The following is a 19181-nucleotide window of genomic DNA, read 5'->3' as shown; positions in this document are numbered from 1 at the left end:
CCCTCGCCACAAGAATCGAGCCAGGCTGCCATCAGATCTTGAATTGCTGCACCGAAGCTTGCATCGATCCAGCCGCATCGTTGAGCTGGTCCGCCGTTTGCGTCAGGTTGTGAATCGAACGGGTATTTTCCCGTGACTGTTCGGCAATCGATTCCACCCGCTGCGCCATTTCATCACTGGCTTTCGATTGTTCGGCAATGGTCAGGGATATTTCTTCCACCACTTCAGCGGCATGCCGGGCGCCGGTGCGTATTTCGCTGATGGATACGCCAGCCTGCTGAGCCAGGTTTACGCCTTCATCGACGCTGCTTACGCACGCCTGCATATTCGCTACCGCATCCCGCGCGTTGGCCTGGATGCGTTCGATCATCGCGGTGATTTCCTGAGTGGATTGGGTGGTGCGCGCCGCCAGATTTCGTACTTCATCGGCCACCACCGCGAAACCGCGACCGGCTTCGCCAGCGCGGGCGGCCTCGATGGCGGCGTTCAATGCCAGCAGATTGGTTTGCTCGGCGATGCCCTTGATCACCTGGATGATGGAATGAATATCTTCGGACGAAGCATCCAGCGCAGTGATTTTGACGGAGGACTGGTTCACCACCTCGGCAATGCGGCTCATGCCTTCCACTACCCCGAGAATCACCTGCCCGCCGCTGCTGGCAAGGTGTTCGGATTGTGCGGAAATCGTTCGTGCGTTGTCGGCATGTTCATGGATCTGGCTGATATTTGCCATCATCTGTTCCATGCTTGCCGCCATGCTGGTGGCACTCTGGGCCTGGTTGTCTGCGCTGGATACAATCTGCCGCGCGGTATCGCCCAAGGTTCGGGACGTGCCATGCAGTTCATCGCTCTGGCTGCGGATCGTGGCGATCATCTGGCGCAGGTTGGCCTGCATCTGCTCGATCACACCTTGCAATTGTCCCAGCTCGTCGTTGCCATGTGCGCCCATCGACCGCTGCAGGTCCCCTTGGGAAATCGCCTGGGTGTTGAGAATGATCTTGTTCAATGGCGTAAGCACAGCCTTGAGCAGGCTCCATGACAAGAGCACCAGCGCCACGCAGGTGGTCAGCAGTGTCACGATCAACCAGCGTTCCGAGGCATGGATGCTTTGATCCTGATGCTGGCGGGACGAATGGGCCTGGTTTTCGATCAGCTCACTCACGACCTCGTTGCGCTCTTCAAGGGCCGAAAACGCTTGGTCGAACTCCGCCCGTAACGCACGACCATCCTGGGCGCCACTCAAGGCTTTGCCGATGACCTGCCTGGCCCTGTCGATGTAGGTTTCGACCTGGGGCTTCAACTCGACGATCGCTTGCGCCACCTCTTGCGGCAGCTTCGCCTCGGCGTTCTCGGCAATGACCTTGCGCATCCGCGCTGTGTGCTCATCGAACGCTTCGGTGACCTCCCTGGCCGCCCCGGCATCGCCCGGCGCCACGAGCAACGCCGCCAACACATCGGCGCGGATGGCGTCGTGCATCATGTCCGCCTCCATGTGTTTGCGCATGGCGGAAATACTGGTCTCGTTCTGCGCCAGGGCTTCGGTCATGGCGTGATATCCCCACAACCCGATGCCACCGAGCAACAGCGCAAAGAACAGACTGACCAACCCCGAGCCGATGACCTTGGTGCGAATTTTCATCGCCGAATGCTCCTGAGGTGAGGATTTTTGGGCAAGTGTAGTTGAGCGTCAGCGGGGCCTCGTGTTCGGGGCGTGCTGTTATTCCATGGGTATCGGCGGGGAAAATGATTAGCTGAATGCGGTGCGGCATCCTTTCGGCGCAGGGACTTACTCCCGGAACGCCAAAAGCCATTCGTCGAGACTGTCATTTCTGACAGTAGCCATCCTGTCGAAAAAGCACTCAGGCTAGAGCAGGAAAATCGAACTTCACGGTTCCCGATTAACCGCAACGTACCTGCTCAGCCTGGGTGCAGCATAGGAATTCAATCGGCCTACGGTGGTGCCAAGAATGAGAAAGCTCATTATCTCCGCTATTTCATTGGCTATCTCGGGAATGTCCGCTCAGTTGCAAGCCGCAACGCCGACAGCTGACCCCCAGAGCGTTGTCATTGATGGCGCAACGTTTAAAAGTGAGTATGCGAACGTGAACGGCATTCGCATGCATTATCTAGTGAGCGGTAATGGCGACAAGCCGGTCTTGTTGGTGCACGGTTTCCCGGGAAGCTGGCGCAGTTGGGAGGCGTTGATGGGGAGGCTGGCGCGCGCTGGCTATACCCCCGTGGTTCCGGACTATCGTGGTGCCGGGGAAACAGAAATTTCGACAAGTGGCTATGACAAAAAAAACATGGCGCTGGATCTGCATGAATTGATTAAAGCGCTGAAGATGAAGCAGGTGGATATTATCGGCCATGATATGGGCTTGATTGTCGCCTATGCCTACGGTGCGCTTTATCCGCACGAAACAAAGCACATAATTCTAATGGATGGATTTATCCCCGGTATTCCAGGGTGGGAGGTTCCTTATAATGGTAATCCCCAAACCGGTATTTCGAGTAAGTGGCATTTTCGTTTCTATGGAAGCACGGCTGAAAAGATGACCCGAGGTAAAGAAAAAATATACCTCGATATGTTTTTCGATGAGTTCGTGTACGAGGGAAACCCTAAAGTACCCGCCGAGGTACGTGACGTTCTGGTTGCAGATTACTCCCGACCCGGACGCATGGAGGCGGCATTCAAGCTTTATTCTGCGTGGGTAGAGCATGACGCCAATGACAACCAGGCGTTCGCCGAAAACAAACTGACCATCCCGGTGCTCACCATTGGCGGGGATCACTCACGAGGCAAGACGTTGTCCGAACAGGTACAGCACATTACTACGCAGCCTCATTCTCTGATCCTGCAAAACACTGGGCATTGGGTGCTCGAAGAAAAAGCAGAGGCTACCAGCGGAGCGATTCTGGATTTCTTGCGAAAGTAGCGGGTCGCGATATCGACGGACGAACGACTTTTTACTGAATGCACCGTAACTCCCCGTGGCGAGGGAGCTTGCTCCCGCTGGGGTGCGAAGCAGCCCTTCTTCACCCGCGCTCACAGGACTCTCAGACGCAACGCTGCTCGCCCAACTGAGCAGCGCCGCCCTACCTCGCACCTAAGCGGAGTAACTCCCCGGCGTTTCCAGCACCTTCACCACATCATCAATAACGGCCTTGCTCATGTCCTGCAAATAGCACGACGCCCAGGCATAGCGATCCGTGTCGCGAATCATCGCGGCGTCTTCGGCCAGAAGCTTGGCGACGTGGAGTAGATCGGAGGCATGGGATAGGGCTTCGCCGATAGGGACGCCGCTGTTGACACGAAAGAGTGGTCGGTCGGAGTGGAACGAGAAGGGGGTTAGGCCTACGGTTTTTAAGTCTTGCGGGTTTGGCATTGTCTGGCTCCTTGACTATGAGAGCCGCAACCGTCCTTTCCTACGGGATTGGGTGGCGGCCATGCACGGGGTAGGAAAACCGGGAATCAAGGTACCCGGCACACCCGAAGGTGTCCCGCGCACAGCCGCCATGAAGCATTATCGCAGACACAAAAAAAGCGCCTGCAATAATAAGCGGGGCGCATTTGCTGCGCCTTGATTACTTCGGGTTTCCTACGCCCGGTCGCTGAATTGGCAGCGACCTCCGAAGCGTAGCGGGCAAGTGGCTAAGCTGCAATCGTGGCGCGATGCTGGCGTGTCCGGTTCAGGCAGTTTGGTGGCTATTGAGATGGGAGAGTGAGAATGAAACCCGCACTTCTAGCTTCTTATTCCAAGCACCATTGTTGCTGGCGTTTCCACTCATTGGGAAATCCCATGAGCCTCAAATAAGCCAGTTCCTGCTGGTCCATGATTTCGGCCAAGCGAAGCTTCCACTGACTGTCTGGACTGATCAAGTCGGTTAGGTAGGCCAACATTGTCAATACGATGTAGAGGCGCTGCTTAGGCTGGGGCCGGCCGACAGGTGCATTTGGGACGACCCACTCTTTGGGCAAGGCTGGTCGAATCGAGAGCTCTCGGTTCCAGAGTCGAGAATGATGGGCGCAGCAATTTCGAATGAAAGTCAAGGTGTGCAGCCAAGAGGCCAATACGTCGAAGGGCAGATTGAATCTGGCGGCGATAGCTTTCTTATCGGCACTTCTACCTATGGCATTGAAGAGAGTAGATACCGTCCCAAGGCTGAGCTCTTCCAGAATCGCCCAAGCAGGCGGCAACTCAGGGTGAGCATAGGTCGCTCCGTAATATCGAAAATAGTTATCGCGCATGCGGTTTTCTATGCGCTGCTGCTGGAGCCCTTCGGCCTGTCGGCCATTTTTTATGCGCTCAATCTCACGCCTCAGTTTGTTGCGCTCCTTATTCAATTGCTCCCGCAAGGGACGCAACAGATCGAGATGGGCGTATGACGAGGAGAAGGCCGACGCGTCAGCAATCCAGTCGGGCCCATATTTAGGGCACATGTGATTGCTGATAGTCGCTCGTATGGCGACTTCGACACGTTCGATGGCATTCATGGTTATGCGTCGCAACGAACCATCGAAGCGGTAGATGTCGACGACTGCTTTGAGCGTGCTGCCGGGCTTGAAGGTGTGTTCAGCGTCTGTCTCCTGGAAGGGACGCATGTAGGGGCTCAGACGAAACAGCGTGACCACTTCGAGAAAACGCATGGCCCGTTCGTCGTTGGCGACGTGCAGGCCTCGTTGCTTTAGCAGTTCCAATTGCTGTTCTACGCTGAGAGCCGGCTTGTCGAAGGGCCTCATGTAGTTTTCTCCAGGCAAAAAAAACCCGCACGATTTGAGCTTGCTGACTGGGTCAACCTAGGCTTGGCGGGTGTGTTGGGGTGCATTATAGGTAGCTGAAGAAGGTCGTCAACTTAAGGGTGAGGTGAAATTGTAACGGTAACGGGTACTGGAGCACGCAGATTTGGGCGCGGACTGAGCGTGCTCGCAGGGCATTGATCCGGCAAATCATGAGTGGATTTAACGGCCTAATCGCGAGCAGGCTCGCTCCCACACATGCAAAAAGGGGACGTGCAAAAAGGGGACGGATTTATTTTGCTGCTGATTTATTTTGCTGCTTAAAGAGTCGAGTACCCGCGCAAAGGAATGCTAGTTTTGATTACTACATTTCCACAAAGTATCGAGCCAACCCACCCCCTAAGGACACCCCCGCCATGGACCTGCACAATGAATTCGAAAACAGTAAATTCTTCCACAGCGCCCGTATTGATCGACGTGCCGCCGACGCCTTGGTGGGATTGGCAGCAGGGATTACCGCGGACGGCGTCGTAAACACCTCTGAGGCGACTTTTCTGAAGCAATGGCTGGAGAACAATCTCGCGCATCTCAACGACCCGGTGATCAATCTGCTTTATTCACGTCTGGCGTCCATGCTTCAGGACGACGCTCTGGACCCGGATGAGTCTCTTGAGCTGCTTAACATCCTGCGTAGCTTTTCTGGCGTGGGCATCGAGCGTGCGAAGGCCGGCGAAACGCTCCCCATTGCTTCTACCGACCTTCCATTCAATTCACCGGCCCCTGATCTGGTATGGGACGGCCGGATGTTTGTATTTACCGGTGTCATGGCCTTTGGGCCGCGTAAGGACTGTCAGGTGTTAGTCGAGGAACGGGGTGGTTTGATTGGCGGAGCCGTGAGTAAGAAAGTGCATTACCTAGTGGTTGGCAGCGTGGGTAATGAGCAGTGGCGCCACAGTACCTACGGAACGAAGATTATAAAGGCCGTGGAGCTGCGAGAGGCGGGTTCATCGATTGCCATTGTGGGTGAGGATCATTGGCAAAAGATGTTGTTTGGTTGAGGTTGTGACCTAAGAGGCGCAGCCCCGTCTTGGCCGGCAGATCGTCAGTGAATTTGACGGCCTCATCGCGAGCAGGCTCGCTCCCACAGGTTGGAGGTGCCATAAACAACAAAGCCCTCGCATTTCTGCGAGGGCTTGTTTTGTATGGTGCGGCACCAGGAGTCGAAAATAAGTTTAAGCCTATGAAATACAATACTTTTTAATTGAGGTATGAGTGAGTCTATCCCCATTAGTATCCTAATGAGGATGTGACTCAGTTTTTAGGCCGCTACGGCCCGAAGGAGTAATTTTAATTATTTCCCTATGATGCTTCTAAACTCGTTTAGGCATAGTTTCGGAAGGTCCATGGAGTTAATATTTATTGTAGAGAGAATCTCCAAGTAGTCTTCTACATCTACTGCGTCTGTGTTTCCAATTATTTTTTTTAAGCGAAGTGCTGTAAACCGCGAAAAGCCTAGAGACATCAGGCCTAGCTCGACTCGGTTACAAGAACCAAACTCTAAGAAAGTGTGGTATGGGGCTTGCTGAGCGTCGTCTTTTGAAAATCCTCTTTCCAGCAATGCTAGCTCTAAGATGTCTTCATATGCGCTAAGGTACTTAACAAGCCTAAATCTGATTGCGCTTTCGATAACTTTCAGTGTTTCTCTGATTATTGTTGAGGCGCTTTTCTTGTTGTCGTCGTCTCTGCGAACAAAATTCACGCGATCTCTGAGTATTGATCCAATGGATTTTCCTGTAACCCAGTCGTGTGCGAGATTGCATATAAGATTCCTATATTTTATAGAATCTATAGGTGCATCCCATGAGAAGTGACGACAAACGAGATCGATAGCATTTGACATTCTTTCTTTTCCGCCAGCTTCGAACGGGTGTAAAAGCGAAAGATGGTCAATGCTCAATACTCCAGCTATATGATTGTATAGGTTTTGGAGATGATCTGGTCTCAACGAGCGATGAGCTTCGAGTGTTTCATAAGGGAGCGTGATCTCAAGTGATCTTATATGAATTAAGTTTTCGCTGAAAGTGTCTGCTGTATCTGAGGTGCTGTACTTGTCTATCAGTTGTTCATCGTTCGATGCCATGCTTTCATGAAAAAGCTTGCTGAATCCAGCTTCAGCCACCTCTTTATCTTTTTCGTCAGTCAGAGAACGCTTTATAAGCTCTTGGATAATCGTGCCCCCATCGTCCATTATTTTAGCCATGGATGATTTGATTTCTTGTAGAGTATCGCCCTGATAGGACTCGTCGGCCCAACTTTTAGGTCTGATACACCAAATGTTGCCGTGGAACTCTTGAAGAAGTCTTCCGGCTCTACCTGCCAGATTTAAGAAGTCGGATCGCAGCATCGGTTTTGTGCCGCTATATGGATTTTCAATTACAATATGCTTCGCAGGAAGATTGACTCCTTGCAATAAGGTGCTGGTGCAGCATATATATTTTATTTCTCCAGACCGAAACAGGTCTTCAATGCCAGCTCTTACAATAGAAGGGATATCCCCATAGTGGAACGCTACGCCATTTTGAAGACTATTTATCAGTCCGTGCTCTTCGTGGATTTCCCCTTTAATGAAGCTGATAAATTCTTTTATGTTGTTGCTGGGTTCGAAGCTATTGTTGAGCTTGGAAAGTTCGAGTGCTATTTTTTCAGCATCGCTAGGGTCGTTTGCAAATATTATCGTCGAGTCGTCGTTCTTCGTAATCGCATAGGCTAAGTTCGCTCTTTGTTTGAAAATGCTATCTCTAAATCGAAAGCTTAAATTACGCTCTCCAATTGCAATTTCAAACTTGTCCGTAAGCAGCGAAACGTTAACCATGTTTGGCTTTCTGTTTACTTCAGATACTAATAAGATGTTTTGTGATACTGGCGATATCGTTTCTGTAAAAAACTGGCCATTGTCGTTGCGATTAAATAAGCTTAGTAGGTATCCAGGGTTTTTAATGAGGGGGCTAGCAAACATGAGCGATGTTTTAGGGTGTTTAGATAGCGCGATCTCAATCGCGTTATGCAACACAATGCCTCGATTCCCTTTCTGAATCTCATGCGCCTCATCTACTATTAGCGTGGAGATTTTTTGTGTGTTGTTTTTTGGTTTTAGGAGAGTTAAAAGTCTTTCTGGTGTGAGTACATAAACAATGCTTTTAAATTTTGATTCTATTTCCAGCGGAAAAGGTGCGGTCCGAACCGTGGTATCGTCTATGTTCTCGCGCTGAATTGTTTGCCGGATGCGGCTCGAAACTTCACTTATCAAGGCTCGTGTTGGGACTATATACACAACGGCTTTTTCTGTGCAGGATTTTAGTCGGCGGGCTAACTCTATGTTTAGGATGAACGATTTCCCCGCTGAAGTAGGTGCGGAGACGCTTAGAGATGATTGCTTTTGTAGGGCTGCTAAAAGTTTGTATTGAAAGTCTGTTAAAAGTATTCCGTCGCTGGTTGAGTTCTCGGCTTCGCGAGCAACTCTTTCCAGTGCTAGTGAAATTGGAATGCTAGGTTGTTCATCATCTGAATAACGATTGCGAAGCAGTGTGCGCCCAGGGAAATTCCCTAGTCTGGAAAGTATTATGTCTGCGGCGGGGGTTATGTCAAAAGCGGACTCTTTGCTAGACTCTAGGAGTCTGCTCATTATCTCGTAAGCTAAAATTAAGTCTTTGGGGTCTTCGGATAGGGAAAGCGCAGATGACACGCCGATGAGTTTTTTAATCTCATGCTCCGTAATACTGGCTGGGCTATCTGGAACTGGCAGCAGAGACTCTATGTTTAGTTTGTAAAGTTTTTCTATTTGAGGTTGGAACTGTTCGGCAATATTCATGATTTAGTCCAGGGCTGCATTGAATTCATCGCGAAACTGCTGGACAGATGGGAAAGGTAAGAAAAAAACCTCAAAGTTAAGATGTTTTTTTTCAAAGCCTTTAAATTTCGTGTTAAGTACTTTGGAAATGTTTTTGCTCTCGGTAAGCAAAATTTCGCGGAACTGACTGGATAGATCGCATTGCTTGACTTTATGAAGGTTTTGATATTCTTTCCAGTTGTAACCGATCAGGCATGCATGGTTTATTCGAGCTCCAGGGCCGGGTTCGCCTAGCTTAATCAAGTCAACCACTGCATTTTTTGTATTGTCGTCGGCATATTTGAAGTGCTTTGTTATCATTGTGAATTCATGTTTATAAATTTCTTTATCATGGAATTCATTGATGCTTTTTAGGGCGGATGTAATGGCTCCATCAATAGAGCTGTACAGTTTCGATTCGCCGAAATAAAAGTCAACTAACTGATCTTCTTCGCACCACCGCATATGAATGCCATCGGAGCCATTTGACTCTAGCCGTCTATTCGTTTTTAGTTCCATTTTTGCGACGATTTGAGGCGCTTTGAGAATTGCTTCTGTTAAGAAGAAAAGAAGAGTCTCACCAGCCTCGCCAGTTTTATCAGGGTCATCTTCTGAGGTTTCTGGATGTCTGAATAATTTCCGTGCTTCTTTTGTTAGTTGTGCTGACTGTCTATTTGTCAGAGTGTCAGGCCTGTTTTTAGACGCTATACAATAGTCAATGATGTATTGGTATAGTAACTCCGCAAGGGCCTTGGACATTGGCCTACCATTTCCATCAAACTTCAGATGATGAATCCGCACGTTTGCTTTAGCTTCATCAATTGTTTCAGTATGCTCGATTACGTCAATGCAGGATTGGTAGTCTAATTCATCTACTGAGACGTAAAGTGATGAGTTTTCTAAACTGCTCAATTGTATTCTTCCTTGACTTCGTTAAGTTTTAGTTAGAGCTAGTTATTTGGTTTCCACATTTAGAACTCGACGACCCAATGTGTAATCGCCAACTGGTTCAGCCTGACTGGTAATAAGGGTTATCGGATCATAGCCTTGAGAGGTGCTACTGGCCAGCATTCTGCCATCCTTTATGATGCCCGGTGGAATGAGCTGTGTATGGTGCGGTCCGCTGCGTGATGCGCCGGCACACCTCTTCCAGTCTGCATCGACTCAATTACGCTAATCCTCTCATCGTAACGACATTGCTACACCCGTGTGGCTCACCAGCAAGCGTACTCTGCGTCACTTGTCGTATTGCGTCGCTCAATTACATGCCGTGGTAGAAAACCTCTGCCATCGCTTCTACGCACCATGCCATGTCGTTCGCCTCATTTTTCTCCGACCCTCGCCCCACGTCATCCCGCCAAGAATGTTGAGTGTTATCAGGGATAAAGGCCCCTGCGACCTGTGAGGGTTGTCCACTAGCGCGGGACTGGCGGCTCTTTATGACCGAGAGCTTGGGCATCTCATGATCTGGCCTCCTGAACACTTCCGAGGAAGTGGGCGGGTGGAGGCTGCACTGGCTGACGAGACCGGCGCGGCGAGATCCTGGGTCGGGTGAAGGCAGTGAGGCGATGACCGGGGCGTGCCTGACTGTCAGTCAGGTGCAGTCCATTCCGTGGGCTGCGGCACCATCATCTGCATCGCTGTTGCTGGTGACTTCGGTGTTTGTCACGCCGATTGTCACAGAGGGAATTGCCGCAAAGCCTTATACGAGGTGGGCTGCAGCAGCGGTAGGAGCGCCCGTCTCTTTCCGGAAGAAAGAGACGGGCGCAGGTTGGCGCAAGGAAATGGCCAAGCGGATAGGTTGCTGCAGGGCAGCTATGAAAGGGGATGAGTTGCCGCAGTGGGCACACTGGTAAAAGTAGGCATCCATCACATCGCTGTGACCGTGCGAGCCGCCGGACGCTAATCGCACTTTGGGAGAACCACCACCGTGTGGCGTAGCCTTAAAGGTTCTGGCTACTTGGGTTGCTGTCGACGACAGCGCTTTGCCCGATCTTTTCTACGCCTGTGGATAATTCGGGTCAAGACTCCAATTTTCGGGAGTTCTGCGGCTGTGGATGAAATTATCCACCAGTGGAAATCAATAGTTTTCCACAGACAGTTTGCGTGAGCTTTAGATTTTTAAATGAGGTCCATCCAAGCAGGGCGGCTTTGCAGCCCCGCTTGGATGGACCCGCGTGGAAGGGCGGACTGCGGTGATCTCATTGGCTTACCCACGTTTGGATGCGCCACGGCTATTTTGTAGGGCCGTGATGTTGTCGCCGACTGGGTGAGCGAATTCGTGGGGGGTCACATGCCCATGGCGGTTGGCGTCGATGTAGTTGCTCCACCACGCCATGATTAGCCTGCGCTGTTCGAGGAATTCGGCCCTGTGGATATAAGCGGCGCGCACGCGGTTACGTTCCTTATGGCTCATTTGTCTTTCGATAGCTGCGTCGGTCCATAACCCGGACTCCAGTAGGGCGCTACAGGCCATGGTCCTGAAGCCGTGGCCGCACACGTCCTTGCTGGTGTCATAGCCGACGTTGCGGAGCATGGTGTTCACCGTGTTCTCGGACATGGGCTTCCAGTACTTATGGTCTCCCGGTAGCACCAACTCTGAAAAGCGACTGAGGCTGCGCAGGCGCTCCAGTATTTCGATGACCTGCGGCGATAGCGGAACCATTTGAATGTCGCCGTTCATTTTGGTCCCGCGTGTGGAGTTGCGTACCCCTTCAATCGGTGCGCGCGTATCGGGGATTTCCCACATGGCGCGTTGAAGGTCGAACTCACTCCATCGAGCGAAGCGTAGTTCGCTGGAGCGGACGAATACATGCAACGTCAACAGGACGGCAAGGCGCGTCAGCTCGCGACCGTTGTAGTTGTCGATGCGTTGTAGCAGTTCGGGTAGGCGGTTGAGGGATAGGGCGGGGCGATGGACTGTGCGCGGCGCGTGAATCGAGCCTGCCAGATCCAGTGCAGGATTCATGGTGATCTGCCGAGCCCTTTTGGCCCCGCGCATGATGGTGGATAAGTAGTTCTGTACCCTTAACGCCACATCCATGGTGCCGCGTTCCTTGATGCGCTGGGTGATCTCGAGCAGGTCATGGGTATCGAGTTCAGCGATGGGTCGTTGGCCGATCAGCGGGAAGACGTGGGTACGCAGTCGGCTCATCACGGTTTTTGCGTGGCCTTCGGTCCAGCGACGGGACATGTCGGCGTGCCACTCCAGAGCAACGGTTTCGAAAAGCAGTGCCGCCCGTTGGGCTACGATCTTGGCCTTCTTCTTTTCTTCCATTGGGTCGAGGTTGTCGAGCAGCAACGCCTTGGCTTCATCTCGCTTACGTCGTGCGACGGAAAGGGTAACGATGGGGTAATTGCCGATGATGAGCGTACCTTCCTTGCCGCTGGGCTTGGTGTACTTCAAGCGCCAGGTCTTCACGCCATTGGGTTTGACGAAAAGGTACATGCCGCCGCCGTCGAACAGTTTGTAGGCGCGTTCGCGGGTTTTGGCCGTGCGGCATTGCAGGTCGCTGAGGGGGATCGCTAGACGTGCATGGGGTACGCGCTCCTGACCGGGAAATCGCAGTACCCCTAACATACCCTCGGGGAAGGGGGATTTTGTTGGATCCCGACGGAGGGTTCTGGAACGAAAAAACCCGCCAAAGGGCGGGTTTTCGGGGCTTCCAGAGCATTCGGTAGAATGCAGTGGAGCCTAATGTGGTGCCGGCACCAGGAATCGAACCCGGGACCTACTGATTACAAGTCAGTTGCTCTACCAACTGAGCTATACCGGCGTGTGGGCGACGATTATAGCCATTGGGGGATTTCTGTAAACCCCTGAATTCTGACTATTTTTGCATGAGCCGTGGCAAGGGGTGGGGCAGGAGGTGGCGTAATTTGCGCAGGGCTCGCCAGGTGAGGCTGTTCTGGATGGCTGCCAGTTGGGCTTCGGCCTCTTCGGCGCGTTGCAGGGCGGTGGCGAGTTGCTGTTCGGTGTCGCTGAGGGGATGGCTGAATTTGTGACCTTTGCAAAACCGGAAACCATCGAGGTTGCATGGGGGAATGTCGAAGGCAGGTTTCAGGGCCAGGTGCTCTTCGGCGAGGTAGTAGGTGTTGATGCCGTCGAACAGGATGGACTGATAGCCGGCATCGGTGACGAGGGTTTCCCAGGTCTGGTCGCGGGCCCATGGGGTTTCGATCAGGATGATCCAGGGACGCCAGCGGGTGAAATCCATGCCCCGCAGCACAGTTTCTTCGTGGCCTTCGACGTCGATTTTCAGAAAATGGATGGGGCGGTCCGAGGCGTATTGTTCGCAGATCGAGGCCAGGGTACGGGACAGGACGGTCTGTTCGCGCACATCCATGCCTGCGTCGCGGTGTTGCTGGGCGACGCTGGCTTCTACGGTGGATAAGCCCGTGTCGGCAATGGTGTAGAAGGTCAGGCTTTCGGCGTTTTCGCCGGCCACGCATTGCAGGTTGATGTCGTTGGGGCGCTCCTGGCAGAGCGCATCGTAGTAAGCCGACACCGGTTCGATGTTGATCCCACACCAGCCATGGTCATAAAAGGCGCGGGTAACGGAGTCGTCTGTCGGATGGTTGGCGCCGACGTCGAGGTAAAAGCCGTTTTGCACCGACTGAAGGGCGCGCCACAGACGTATGTCTTCGAAATTTTGTGCGTAGGAAATGAACGTCACGACCGGTCCTTGAGTGCGTTGGCATGTGTCAATCAGGATACGTGCGGCTTGTTGTATAGCACGGGCGGGTTGGACGCAATTACTGACGCGGACCAGCACTGAAATCGGCGGTTATGTCGTTTTGCTTGGGCGCTTATGCACAACGGGATGGGCGGGGCAGGTGGCAACTGGTAGATTTTTGTGACGACTTTCTCATTTCGTCGCAAATGCCTGTTTTCATGGTTTTTTATCCATGTGAACAAAAAATGACCAGCCAAGGAGCGGTCAGGAAAATCGCGGAATTCTTGGATCCAGGTTTATTTCATCAACAGAGTTATCCACAGGGTGTTTCGTCTCGGCAACGCTCTGCCAGTAGCATCAGATTCCTCGGTGTCAGCGGCGTTTCGCAGAACGTGCCGAGGCGTACGTCGTAGCCTTTTTGCGTTAGGAAAAGTGCCCGGTCCAGCACCAGCCAAAGCTCAAGCGGCCGTCGGAATAGGCCTCGGACCAGTTCCAGATTACGCACCTCGGCCAGGCGTTGATAGCCAGCTGCTTCCAGCGCAACCCAATCAGGCGAGTCGACTGTGGATAAGTCTTTGAGCGCGGCCAGATCAATGCAGTATTGGGCGAAGGATTTTTCCAGCCAAACGCTGGGTAAGGACGGCGTGGGCAAGTAGTCGACACTGCCGCGAAGTTGACGTTGCAGCAGATCGAAGCCCAGGCGCCAAGCCATGGACTGGTCTCGTTGCCGTCGTACGCGAGCGCCGGCGGTGACGGTTTCGGTCATCGGCAGGCTGAGATCGTCGAGGGACAATTGTAGGGCAGAGCCCTTGGCGGCGTCGGACAGTGCTTGGTAATGCTCGGTGCTGATGCGGTTATAACAGCACGGCGCAATCGCCAGTTGTGCACAGCCGGCGGCATTCGCCAAGTGCATCAGTCGTACATGCAGCTCGCCGCAGGCATGCAACGCCACCGGCGTGTGTTCAGGTCGGATCGCCTGAACGGCATCCGCCGCCAGGACGTCTCGCTGCAGATGCGTGGCTGGCAACTGATGGCGTTGGCTCAGTTGCTGGCCGCCGGCGACCAGGAACGGGTTGTATTCCAGGCAGGTCAGTTGTTGTTCGCCACGCAGTAGGCGCCGACCGAGGTGGCCTTTGCCCGCGCACCAGTCCAGCCAGTGGGTCGGTTCGCTGGCGAAGTGCAGACGGCTGGCGAAGGCCTCGATCTGCTGCCATTTGCGGCCGGGAACATTGACGTTGAGGCGATGAGCGGGCGCTTCCAGTGTGTTGGCTGGCAGTTCCGCGACCGTACTCAGTGTCCGGGACATGGTCGCCAGTTCGCAGAAGGGCGCTGGCGCGTCCTCAATGAGCCATGGCTGATGGTGGTCGTGTTCCGCATCCTCCAGCGAACGCTGGCGTAGCCATTGGGCCAATTCCGGGTAGGCGCTTTCCCAGGGCAGTTGCAGATAAGTGAATGGACGTGGTTTCCACAGTGCCTGATGCGCTGTAAGAAAAGCATCCAGCGCCGTGAAGCGGGCGAGCAGTATCTCGCCCGTCAGAACGCCATTGTCAGCGCCCTTGGCAGGCATCGACGCGCAACCAGCGCTCCAGCTGCTTGAAGCCTTGTACCAGCAGGAATGCCATCAATAGATAAAACATGCCGGCCGCGAAGAAGATCTCCACCGGCAAGTAAGTCCGGGCAATGATCGTGCGGGCCATGCCGGTAAGCTCCAGCAGGGTCACGGTGCTTGCCAGGGCGCTGGCCTTGAGCATCAGGATCACCTCGTTGCTGTAGGCCGGCAGGCCGATTCGCGCGGCACGGGGCAGGATGATGTAAAACAGCGCCTTGGGCCGCGACATGCCCAGGGCTCGAGCGGCCTCGATCTCGCCACGCGGGATGGCCTGGATTGCACCTCGCAGGATTTCGGCGATGTAGGCGGCAGTGTGCAGCGTCATGGTAGCCGTAGCGCACCAGAACGGGTCCCGCAGGTAAGGCCAGAAAGCGCTGCTGCGCACGGCATCGAATTGCGCCAGTCCGTAGTAGACGAGGAACAGTTGGACCAGCAGTGGCGTGCCACGGAGAAAGAAGATATAGGCGTAGGGCAGCGCTCGTACGTACCACAGCCGGGAAGAGCGGGCGATGCCCAGCGGAATCGCCAGCAGCAGGCCGGCGAGCACGGCAATGGCCACCAGCTCCAGCGTCAGGGTCGCGCCCTGGGCCAGCTTCGGCAGCCACTTGATGATAACTTCCCAGTTCATTGGGTGCTCCTGGCAAAGCCGCGGGCGGCGCGTCGTTCCAGCAAATGCATGCCGGCCATGGCCAGGATCGTCAGGCCCAGGTACATGAAGGCGGCCACCATGTAGAAGGTGAACGGTTGCTTGGACACGGTCACGCCGATTTGCGCGTGGCGCATGATTTCTTCCAGGCCGATCACCGAGACCAGTGCGGTGTCTTTCATCAGGATCATGAACAGGTTGCCCAGGCCGGGCAGGGCAATGCGCCACATCTGCGGCAGGATCAATCTGGTGAAGATCCGCCATTTCGACAGGCCCAGCGCCACACCCGCTTCACGGTGGCCCTTGGGAATCGCCAGGATAGCGCCGCGAAACACTTCCGTGGCGTAAGCGCCAAAGCACATCCCCAAGGCAATCACGCCGGCGGCGAAGGCATCGAGGGCGAGGTCGGGATTGCCGAAATGTTCGCCCAATGCACGCATCAGGTTGACGGAGCCGAAATAGATCAGCAGCACCCAGAGCAGCTCCGGGACACCGCGGACCAGTGTCGAGTAAGTGCCGCCCAGCCACTGCAATGGCTTGTACGGGGAAGTCTTGGCCAGGGCGCCGAGCAGGCCGAGCAACAGCCCCAGGCACAGGGCCGAGAGCGCCAGCTTGACGGTCATCAGCGCGCCGGCGGCGAGCGCCGGGCCGAATCCGTAGAGATCGATCATCATGGGTGTGTGTTCATATCGCGGCAGGCTTTGCTAAGGGCCGATGCTGCGGTGCAGCACCGGCCGGGCACGTCAGCATCAATAGATGTTGAACGGGAAGTACTTGTCGTTGATCTTTTTATAGGTGCCGTCGGCCACGATTTCCTTCAATGCGGCATTGAGCTTGTCGCGCAGTGGGTCACCCTTGCGCACGGCGATACCGATCTTGTCACTTTCCACGACAGGATCGCCCTTGAATTCGTAAGCACGGCCGGCGTCGGTCTTGAGCCAGTCGTAGTTGACGTATTTGTCCGCCAGGATCGCGTCGACGCGGCCGGAGGTCAGGTCCAGGTAGGCGTTTTCCTGAGTGTCGTAGAGCTTGGCGGTGATGTCGCTGCCCAGTTCATCTTCCAGCCAGGTGCCAGCCAGGGTGGCTCGCTGTGCGCCAATGATTTTGCCCTTGAGCGAGTCTTTATCGGTTTTGAACTCGACGTTTTTCGGCGCGATGAACTGCAATTTGTTGGAGTAGTACGGGTCGGTGAAGTCCACGGCCTGCTTGCGCTCGTCGGTGATCGACAGTGAGGAGATCAGGAAATCGAACTTCTTGGCGTTCAGGGCAGGGATGATGCCGTCCCAGTCGGAGGTCACCACTTCGCATTCGACTTTCATCTTCGCGCACAAGGCATCGCCGATGTCCTTGTCGAAGCCCACGACCTGGCCGCTGGCGTCCTTGTTGTTGAACGGTGGGTAGGCGGCTTCGATGCCCATGCGCAGCTTTCCATCCGCCATGACGTTAGCCGAGAACACCAGGCCGGCGGCTGCGGCCAGGAGAAACTTCTTGTAGATCTGCATATGTAGTGCTCCGTTAGCGGTTGCTGGACATGAATTGTTTGCAGCGCGCCGAAAGCGGGTTTTCGAAGACCTGCTGTGGCGATCCCTGTTCCTCGACCAGGCCCTGATGAAGGAATACCACTTCGCTGGAAACCTGGCGGGCGAAGCCCATTTCATGGGTCACCAGCAGCATGGTACGGCCTTCCTCGGCCAGGGCGCGGATCACATTGAGTACTTCCTGGACCATTTCCGGGTCAAGGGCGGAGGTGGGCTCATCGAATAGAATCACTTTGGGCTGCATCGCCAGGGTACGTGCGATGGCCGCACGCTGCTGCTGGCCGCCGGACAATTCGGCAGGGTAGGCGTGGCGCTTGTCGGCGATGCCGACCTTGGCCAGCAGGGCCTCGGCCACTTCGACGGCTTCGGCCTTGCTCTGGCCGAGCACGCGGCGTGGGGCTTCGATGATGTTGTCGAGCACACTCATGTGCGGCCAGAGATTGAAGTTTTGAAACACAAAACCGATCTCGCTGCGCATACGATTGATCTGTTTGCCGTCGGCGGCCACCAACTCACCGTTTTTCGCAGGCTTGAGTTTGAGCTCTTCCCCAGCCACCAGAATTTGGCCCTGGTTGGGGTTCTCCAGCAAATTGATGCAGCGCAGGAATGTGGACTTACCGGATCCGGACGAACCCAGGATCGAGATCACATCGCCGTCGCGGGCGGTCAGCGAGACGCCCTTGAGCACCTCCAGCTGTCCGTAGCGTTTGTGCAGGTTGCGGATTTCAAGCGCGGGCGTGGCCTGGGCCATGTGCGGTCCTCATGATATGTGCTCCCTTGCTGTTGGCGGCCTTCCTGGCGAGGCGGCCAAGCTAGCATGCGTCCGAATGGTCGCCAACAGCGTTGCGGGTGGTAAACCGATGATGCGTGGCAGGTTGTCGCATCGGCGCAGCAGACTGTCGCGCCATCAACAACCGAACGGTCGTTTGACTCCGTTTACCGACGAAAAGCCTGGGGGAGTTGCGTAAAAAAAGGCGCGATGGTGCCAGCTTTGGGTTGGGGTGGGAAGGGTTAATCGGATGAGCGTAGCCGCATTAGAAAAACTGGCACTTCTGGTAAGTCCCAATGAATCTAAACCCAGGCACATAACCACAATCAAAAGAGAACTCATGTGAGCCGTTTCCATCACTGGAGTCCTCGCCATGAAGCCCATCCATTTCTTTATATTGCCTCTCATCGCATTGGGCGCGCTGTTGCTGCCCATCACACTCAATGCCACCAACCTCGCGCCCATCGACAACTCAGGCGTGCAAGTCCAACCGCTCCAGCAGAACGGCATTACTTATCTGTCTGGTGGCATCGGTGAGGATGAAGCGCGTGCCATCGGGCAGGCACAGGGTTACAACCTGCACATGACGTTTTCGGTCGGGCCTGAGAGCAAATACATCCCGGACGTAGACGTCACTGTCCAGAATGCGTCGGGACAAACGCTGTTGACGCTTGAGGACGCGGGCCCGCTGGTATATGTGCAGCTACCGCCGGGCAAGTACAAGGTCGTGGCGACGCGTAACGGCGAGGAGCGCCGCGACACCGCTGATGTAGACAGCGGCGCCGTTCGTAACCTGGTGTTTCATTGGGATGGCGACGAATAGCCGAGCGGCTTATTCGCTGGCGGGGCCTTCCATTGACTGGCGATAGCGGTCCAGCGCCTCGCTGAAGTCCTTGATGAATTCCGGGGTGCTGAGCCAGCGCTGGGCCGTTTCACGATCCATATCATCGGCCCACATGCGGTAGTCCACCAGCATGTCGGCGGCCAGGTTGGTGGCTGCCATGCTTTCGTTTTCAGCGTTCTTCAGGTCCAACAGACCTGGACGTTCAGTGATCATCACGCTCAGGGACGACAGCAGTGTGTCGAGCAATTCGCTTCGACCTATAGCCTCGGCTTCGCGCAGTTTGGCGAACAACTCCAATACATAAACGGGTGGCTGTGCGGTGGCGTAGGCCGGATCACCGTACATCGGAATCGCTTTGCGACCGGTCATGCGGATCTGCTTGGCTTTGTCCTTTGCGCGTTTGGCGCGCTTTTGCTGCTTGTTCAATGAGGCCATCGGGCTTCGGTTTCCAATTCGTTAAAAAGTGATGCCTGGC

At 54.5% G+C, this 19181-nt stretch carries 16 protein-coding genes and 1 tRNA gene; 3 read left to right on the top strand and 14 right to left on the bottom strand.

The window, feature by feature from the left end; translation table 11 throughout:
- Window positions 1-31: 31 nt before the first annotated feature.
- A complete protein-coding gene (locus AD666_RS04370; protein ID WP_053147931.1) occupies window positions 32-1639 on the bottom strand; it encodes a methyl-accepting chemotaxis protein in 1608 nt (535 codons plus the stop codon).
- 328 nt (window positions 1640-1967) lie between these two features.
- Here AD666_RS04370 and AD666_RS04365 point away from each other — a divergent pair, with 328 nt between their 5' ends.
- Window positions 1968-2936 carry an alpha/beta fold hydrolase gene (locus AD666_RS04365; protein WP_082339666.1) on the top strand — a complete coding sequence of 323 codons (969 nt, stop codon included), beginning with the start codon at window positions 1968-1970 and terminating at the stop codon, window positions 2934-2936.
- Window positions 2937-3107: 171 nt separating this feature from the next.
- On the opposite strand, the gene AD666_RS04360 is transcribed toward AD666_RS04365, so the two are convergent.
- Together AD666_RS04360 and AD666_RS04355 are read right to left on the bottom strand one after the other, a co-directional pair.
- Window positions 3108-3386: a DUF3077 domain-containing protein gene (locus tag AD666_RS04360; RefSeq protein WP_053147929.1), complete on the bottom strand. Its 279-nt coding sequence runs from the start codon at window positions 3384-3386 to the stop codon at window positions 3108-3110.
- Window positions 3387-3751: 365 nt separating this feature from the next.
- Window positions 3752-4741, bottom strand: coding sequence for an Abi family protein (locus tag AD666_RS04355; protein WP_053147927.1), 990 nt, complete (start codon window positions 4739-4741; stop codon window positions 3752-3754).
- A gap of 413 nt (window positions 4742-5154) precedes the next feature.
- On the opposite strand from AD666_RS04355, the gene AD666_RS04350 reads away from it, so the two are divergent.
- Complete coding sequence (locus AD666_RS04350; protein WP_053147925.1) at window positions 5155-5796, top strand: BRCT domain-containing protein; 642 nt, start codon at window positions 5155-5157, stop codon at window positions 5794-5796.
- Window positions 5797-6089: 293 nt separating this feature from the next.
- Here the strand turns inward: AD666_RS04350 and AD666_RS25800 are convergent, their stop codons facing one another.
- The 10 genes from AD666_RS25800 to AD666_RS04295 all read right to left on the bottom strand — a co-directional run bounded on the left by AD666_RS25800 (window position 6090) and on the right by AD666_RS04295 (window position 17844).
- Window positions 6090-8606, bottom strand: coding sequence for a DEAD/DEAH box helicase (locus AD666_RS25800; RefSeq protein ID WP_082339664.1), 2517 nt, complete (start codon window positions 8604-8606; stop codon window positions 6090-6092).
- Window positions 8607-8609: 3 nt separating this feature from the next.
- Window positions 8610-9536, bottom strand: coding sequence for a DUF1837 domain-containing protein (locus AD666_RS04340; protein WP_053147922.1), 927 nt, complete (start codon window positions 9534-9536; stop codon window positions 8610-8612).
- 1297 nt (window positions 9537-10833) lie between these two features.
- Window positions 10834-12204: an integrase arm-type DNA-binding domain-containing protein gene (locus AD666_RS04330; RefSeq protein WP_053147919.1), complete on the bottom strand. Its 1371-nt coding sequence runs from the start codon at window positions 12202-12204 to the stop codon at window positions 10834-10836.
- A gap of 120 nt (window positions 12205-12324) precedes the next feature.
- Window positions 12325-12400: transfer RNA gene (locus tag AD666_RS04325), tRNA-Thr, on the bottom strand.
- Window positions 12401-12454: 54 nt separating this feature from the next.
- Window positions 12455-13300 carry an FkbM family methyltransferase gene (locus tag AD666_RS04320; RefSeq protein ID WP_053147917.1) on the bottom strand — a complete coding sequence of 282 codons (846 nt, stop codon included), beginning with the start codon at window positions 13298-13300 and terminating at the stop codon, window positions 12455-12457.
- A 313-nt stretch (window positions 13301-13613) separates the two neighbouring features.
- Window positions 13614-14867 carry a methyltransferase gene (locus tag AD666_RS04315; RefSeq protein WP_053147915.1) on the bottom strand — a complete coding sequence of 418 codons (1254 nt, stop codon included), beginning with the start codon at window positions 14865-14867 and terminating at the stop codon, window positions 13614-13616.
- Window positions 14848-15537: an ABC transporter permease gene (locus tag AD666_RS04310; protein ID WP_053147913.1), complete on the bottom strand. Its 690-nt coding sequence runs from the start codon at window positions 15535-15537 to the stop codon at window positions 14848-14850. The genes AD666_RS04315 and AD666_RS04310 overlap by 20 nt, the downstream gene beginning before the upstream one ends.
- Window positions 15534-16229: an ABC transporter permease gene (locus AD666_RS04305; RefSeq protein WP_053147912.1), complete on the bottom strand. Its 696-nt coding sequence runs from the start codon at window positions 16227-16229 to the stop codon at window positions 15534-15536. Before AD666_RS04305 ends, AD666_RS04310 begins: the two co-directional genes overlap by 4 nt.
- A 75-nt stretch (window positions 16230-16304) precedes the next feature.
- Window positions 16305-17057 carry an ABC transporter substrate-binding protein gene (locus tag AD666_RS04300; RefSeq protein WP_053147908.1) on the bottom strand — a complete coding sequence of 251 codons (753 nt, stop codon included), beginning with the start codon at window positions 17055-17057 and terminating at the stop codon, window positions 16305-16307.
- Between the two features lie 13 nt (window positions 17058-17070).
- Window positions 17071-17844 carry an ABC transporter ATP-binding protein gene (locus AD666_RS04295; RefSeq protein WP_053147905.1) on the bottom strand — a complete coding sequence of 258 codons (774 nt, stop codon included), beginning with the start codon at window positions 17842-17844 and terminating at the stop codon, window positions 17071-17073.
- Between the two features lie 391 nt (window positions 17845-18235).
- On the opposite strand from AD666_RS04295, the gene AD666_RS04290 reads away from it, so the two are divergent.
- Window positions 18236-18685 (top strand): hypothetical protein, encoded by a 450-nt coding sequence (locus tag AD666_RS04290; RefSeq protein WP_053147903.1) that lies wholly within the window; start codon window positions 18236-18238, stop codon window positions 18683-18685.
- A gap of 9 nt (window positions 18686-18694) precedes the next feature.
- Here the strand turns inward: AD666_RS04290 and AD666_RS04285 are convergent, their stop codons facing one another.
- Window positions 18695-19141 (bottom strand): hypothetical protein, encoded by a 447-nt coding sequence (locus AD666_RS04285; protein WP_053147901.1) that lies wholly within the window; start codon window positions 19139-19141, stop codon window positions 18695-18697.
- Window positions 19142-19181: the final 40 nt, after the last annotated feature.

Source organism: Pseudomonas sp. Pf153 (assembly GCF_001269775.1).
GTDB lineage: Bacteria > Pseudomonadota > Gammaproteobacteria > Pseudomonadales > Pseudomonadaceae > Aquipseudomonas > Aquipseudomonas uvaldensis.
The sequence above is the reverse complement of the archived record's forward strand: the minus strand, read 5'-3'. Positions and strand labels throughout refer to the sequence as shown.

Coding starts and splice junctions, on each gene's coding strand:
- AD666_RS04370 (WP_053147931.1), bottom strand. CDS start 1,639: ATGAAAATTCGCACCAAGGTCATCGGCTCGGGGTTGGTCAGTCTGTTC.
- AD666_RS04365 (WP_082339666.1), top strand. CDS start 1,968: ATGAGAAAGCTCATTATCTCCGCTATTTCATTGGCTATCTCGGGAATG.
- AD666_RS04360 (WP_053147929.1), bottom strand. CDS start 3,386: ATGCCAAACCCGCAAGACTTAAAAACCGTAGGCCTAACCCCCTTCTCG.
- AD666_RS04355 (WP_053147927.1), bottom strand. CDS start 4,741: ATGAGGCCCTTCGACAAGCCGGCTCTCAGCGTAGAACAGCAATTGGAA.
- AD666_RS04350 (WP_053147925.1), top strand. CDS start 5,155: ATGGACCTGCACAATGAATTCGAAAACAGTAAATTCTTCCACAGCGCC.
- AD666_RS25800 (WP_082339664.1), bottom strand. CDS start 8,606: ATGAATATTGCCGAACAGTTCCAACCTCAAATAGAAAAACTTTACAAA.
- AD666_RS04330 (WP_053147919.1), bottom strand. CDS start 12,204: ATGTTAGGGGTACTGCGATTTCCCGGTCAGGAGCGCGTACCCCATGCA.
- AD666_RS04315 (WP_053147915.1), bottom strand. CDS start 14,867: ATGCCTGCCAAGGGCGCTGACAATGGCGTTCTGACGGGCGAGATACTG.
- AD666_RS04310 (WP_053147913.1), bottom strand. CDS start 15,537: ATGAACTGGGAAGTTATCATCAAGTGGCTGCCGAAGCTGGCCCAGGGC.
- AD666_RS04305 (WP_053147912.1), bottom strand. CDS start 16,229: ATGATGATCGATCTCTACGGATTCGGCCCGGCGCTCGCCGCCGGCGCG.
- AD666_RS04300 (WP_053147908.1), bottom strand. CDS start 17,057: ATGCAGATCTACAAGAAGTTTCTCCTGGCCGCAGCCGCCGGCCTGGTG.
- AD666_RS04295 (WP_053147905.1), bottom strand. CDS start 17,844: ATGGCCCAGGCCACGCCCGCGCTTGAAATCCGCAACCTGCACAAACGC.
- AD666_RS04290 (WP_053147903.1), top strand. CDS start 18,236: ATGAAGCCCATCCATTTCTTTATATTGCCTCTCATCGCATTGGGCGCG.
- AD666_RS04285 (WP_053147901.1), bottom strand. CDS start 19,141: ATGGCCTCATTGAACAAGCAGCAAAAGCGCGCCAAACGCGCAAAGGAC.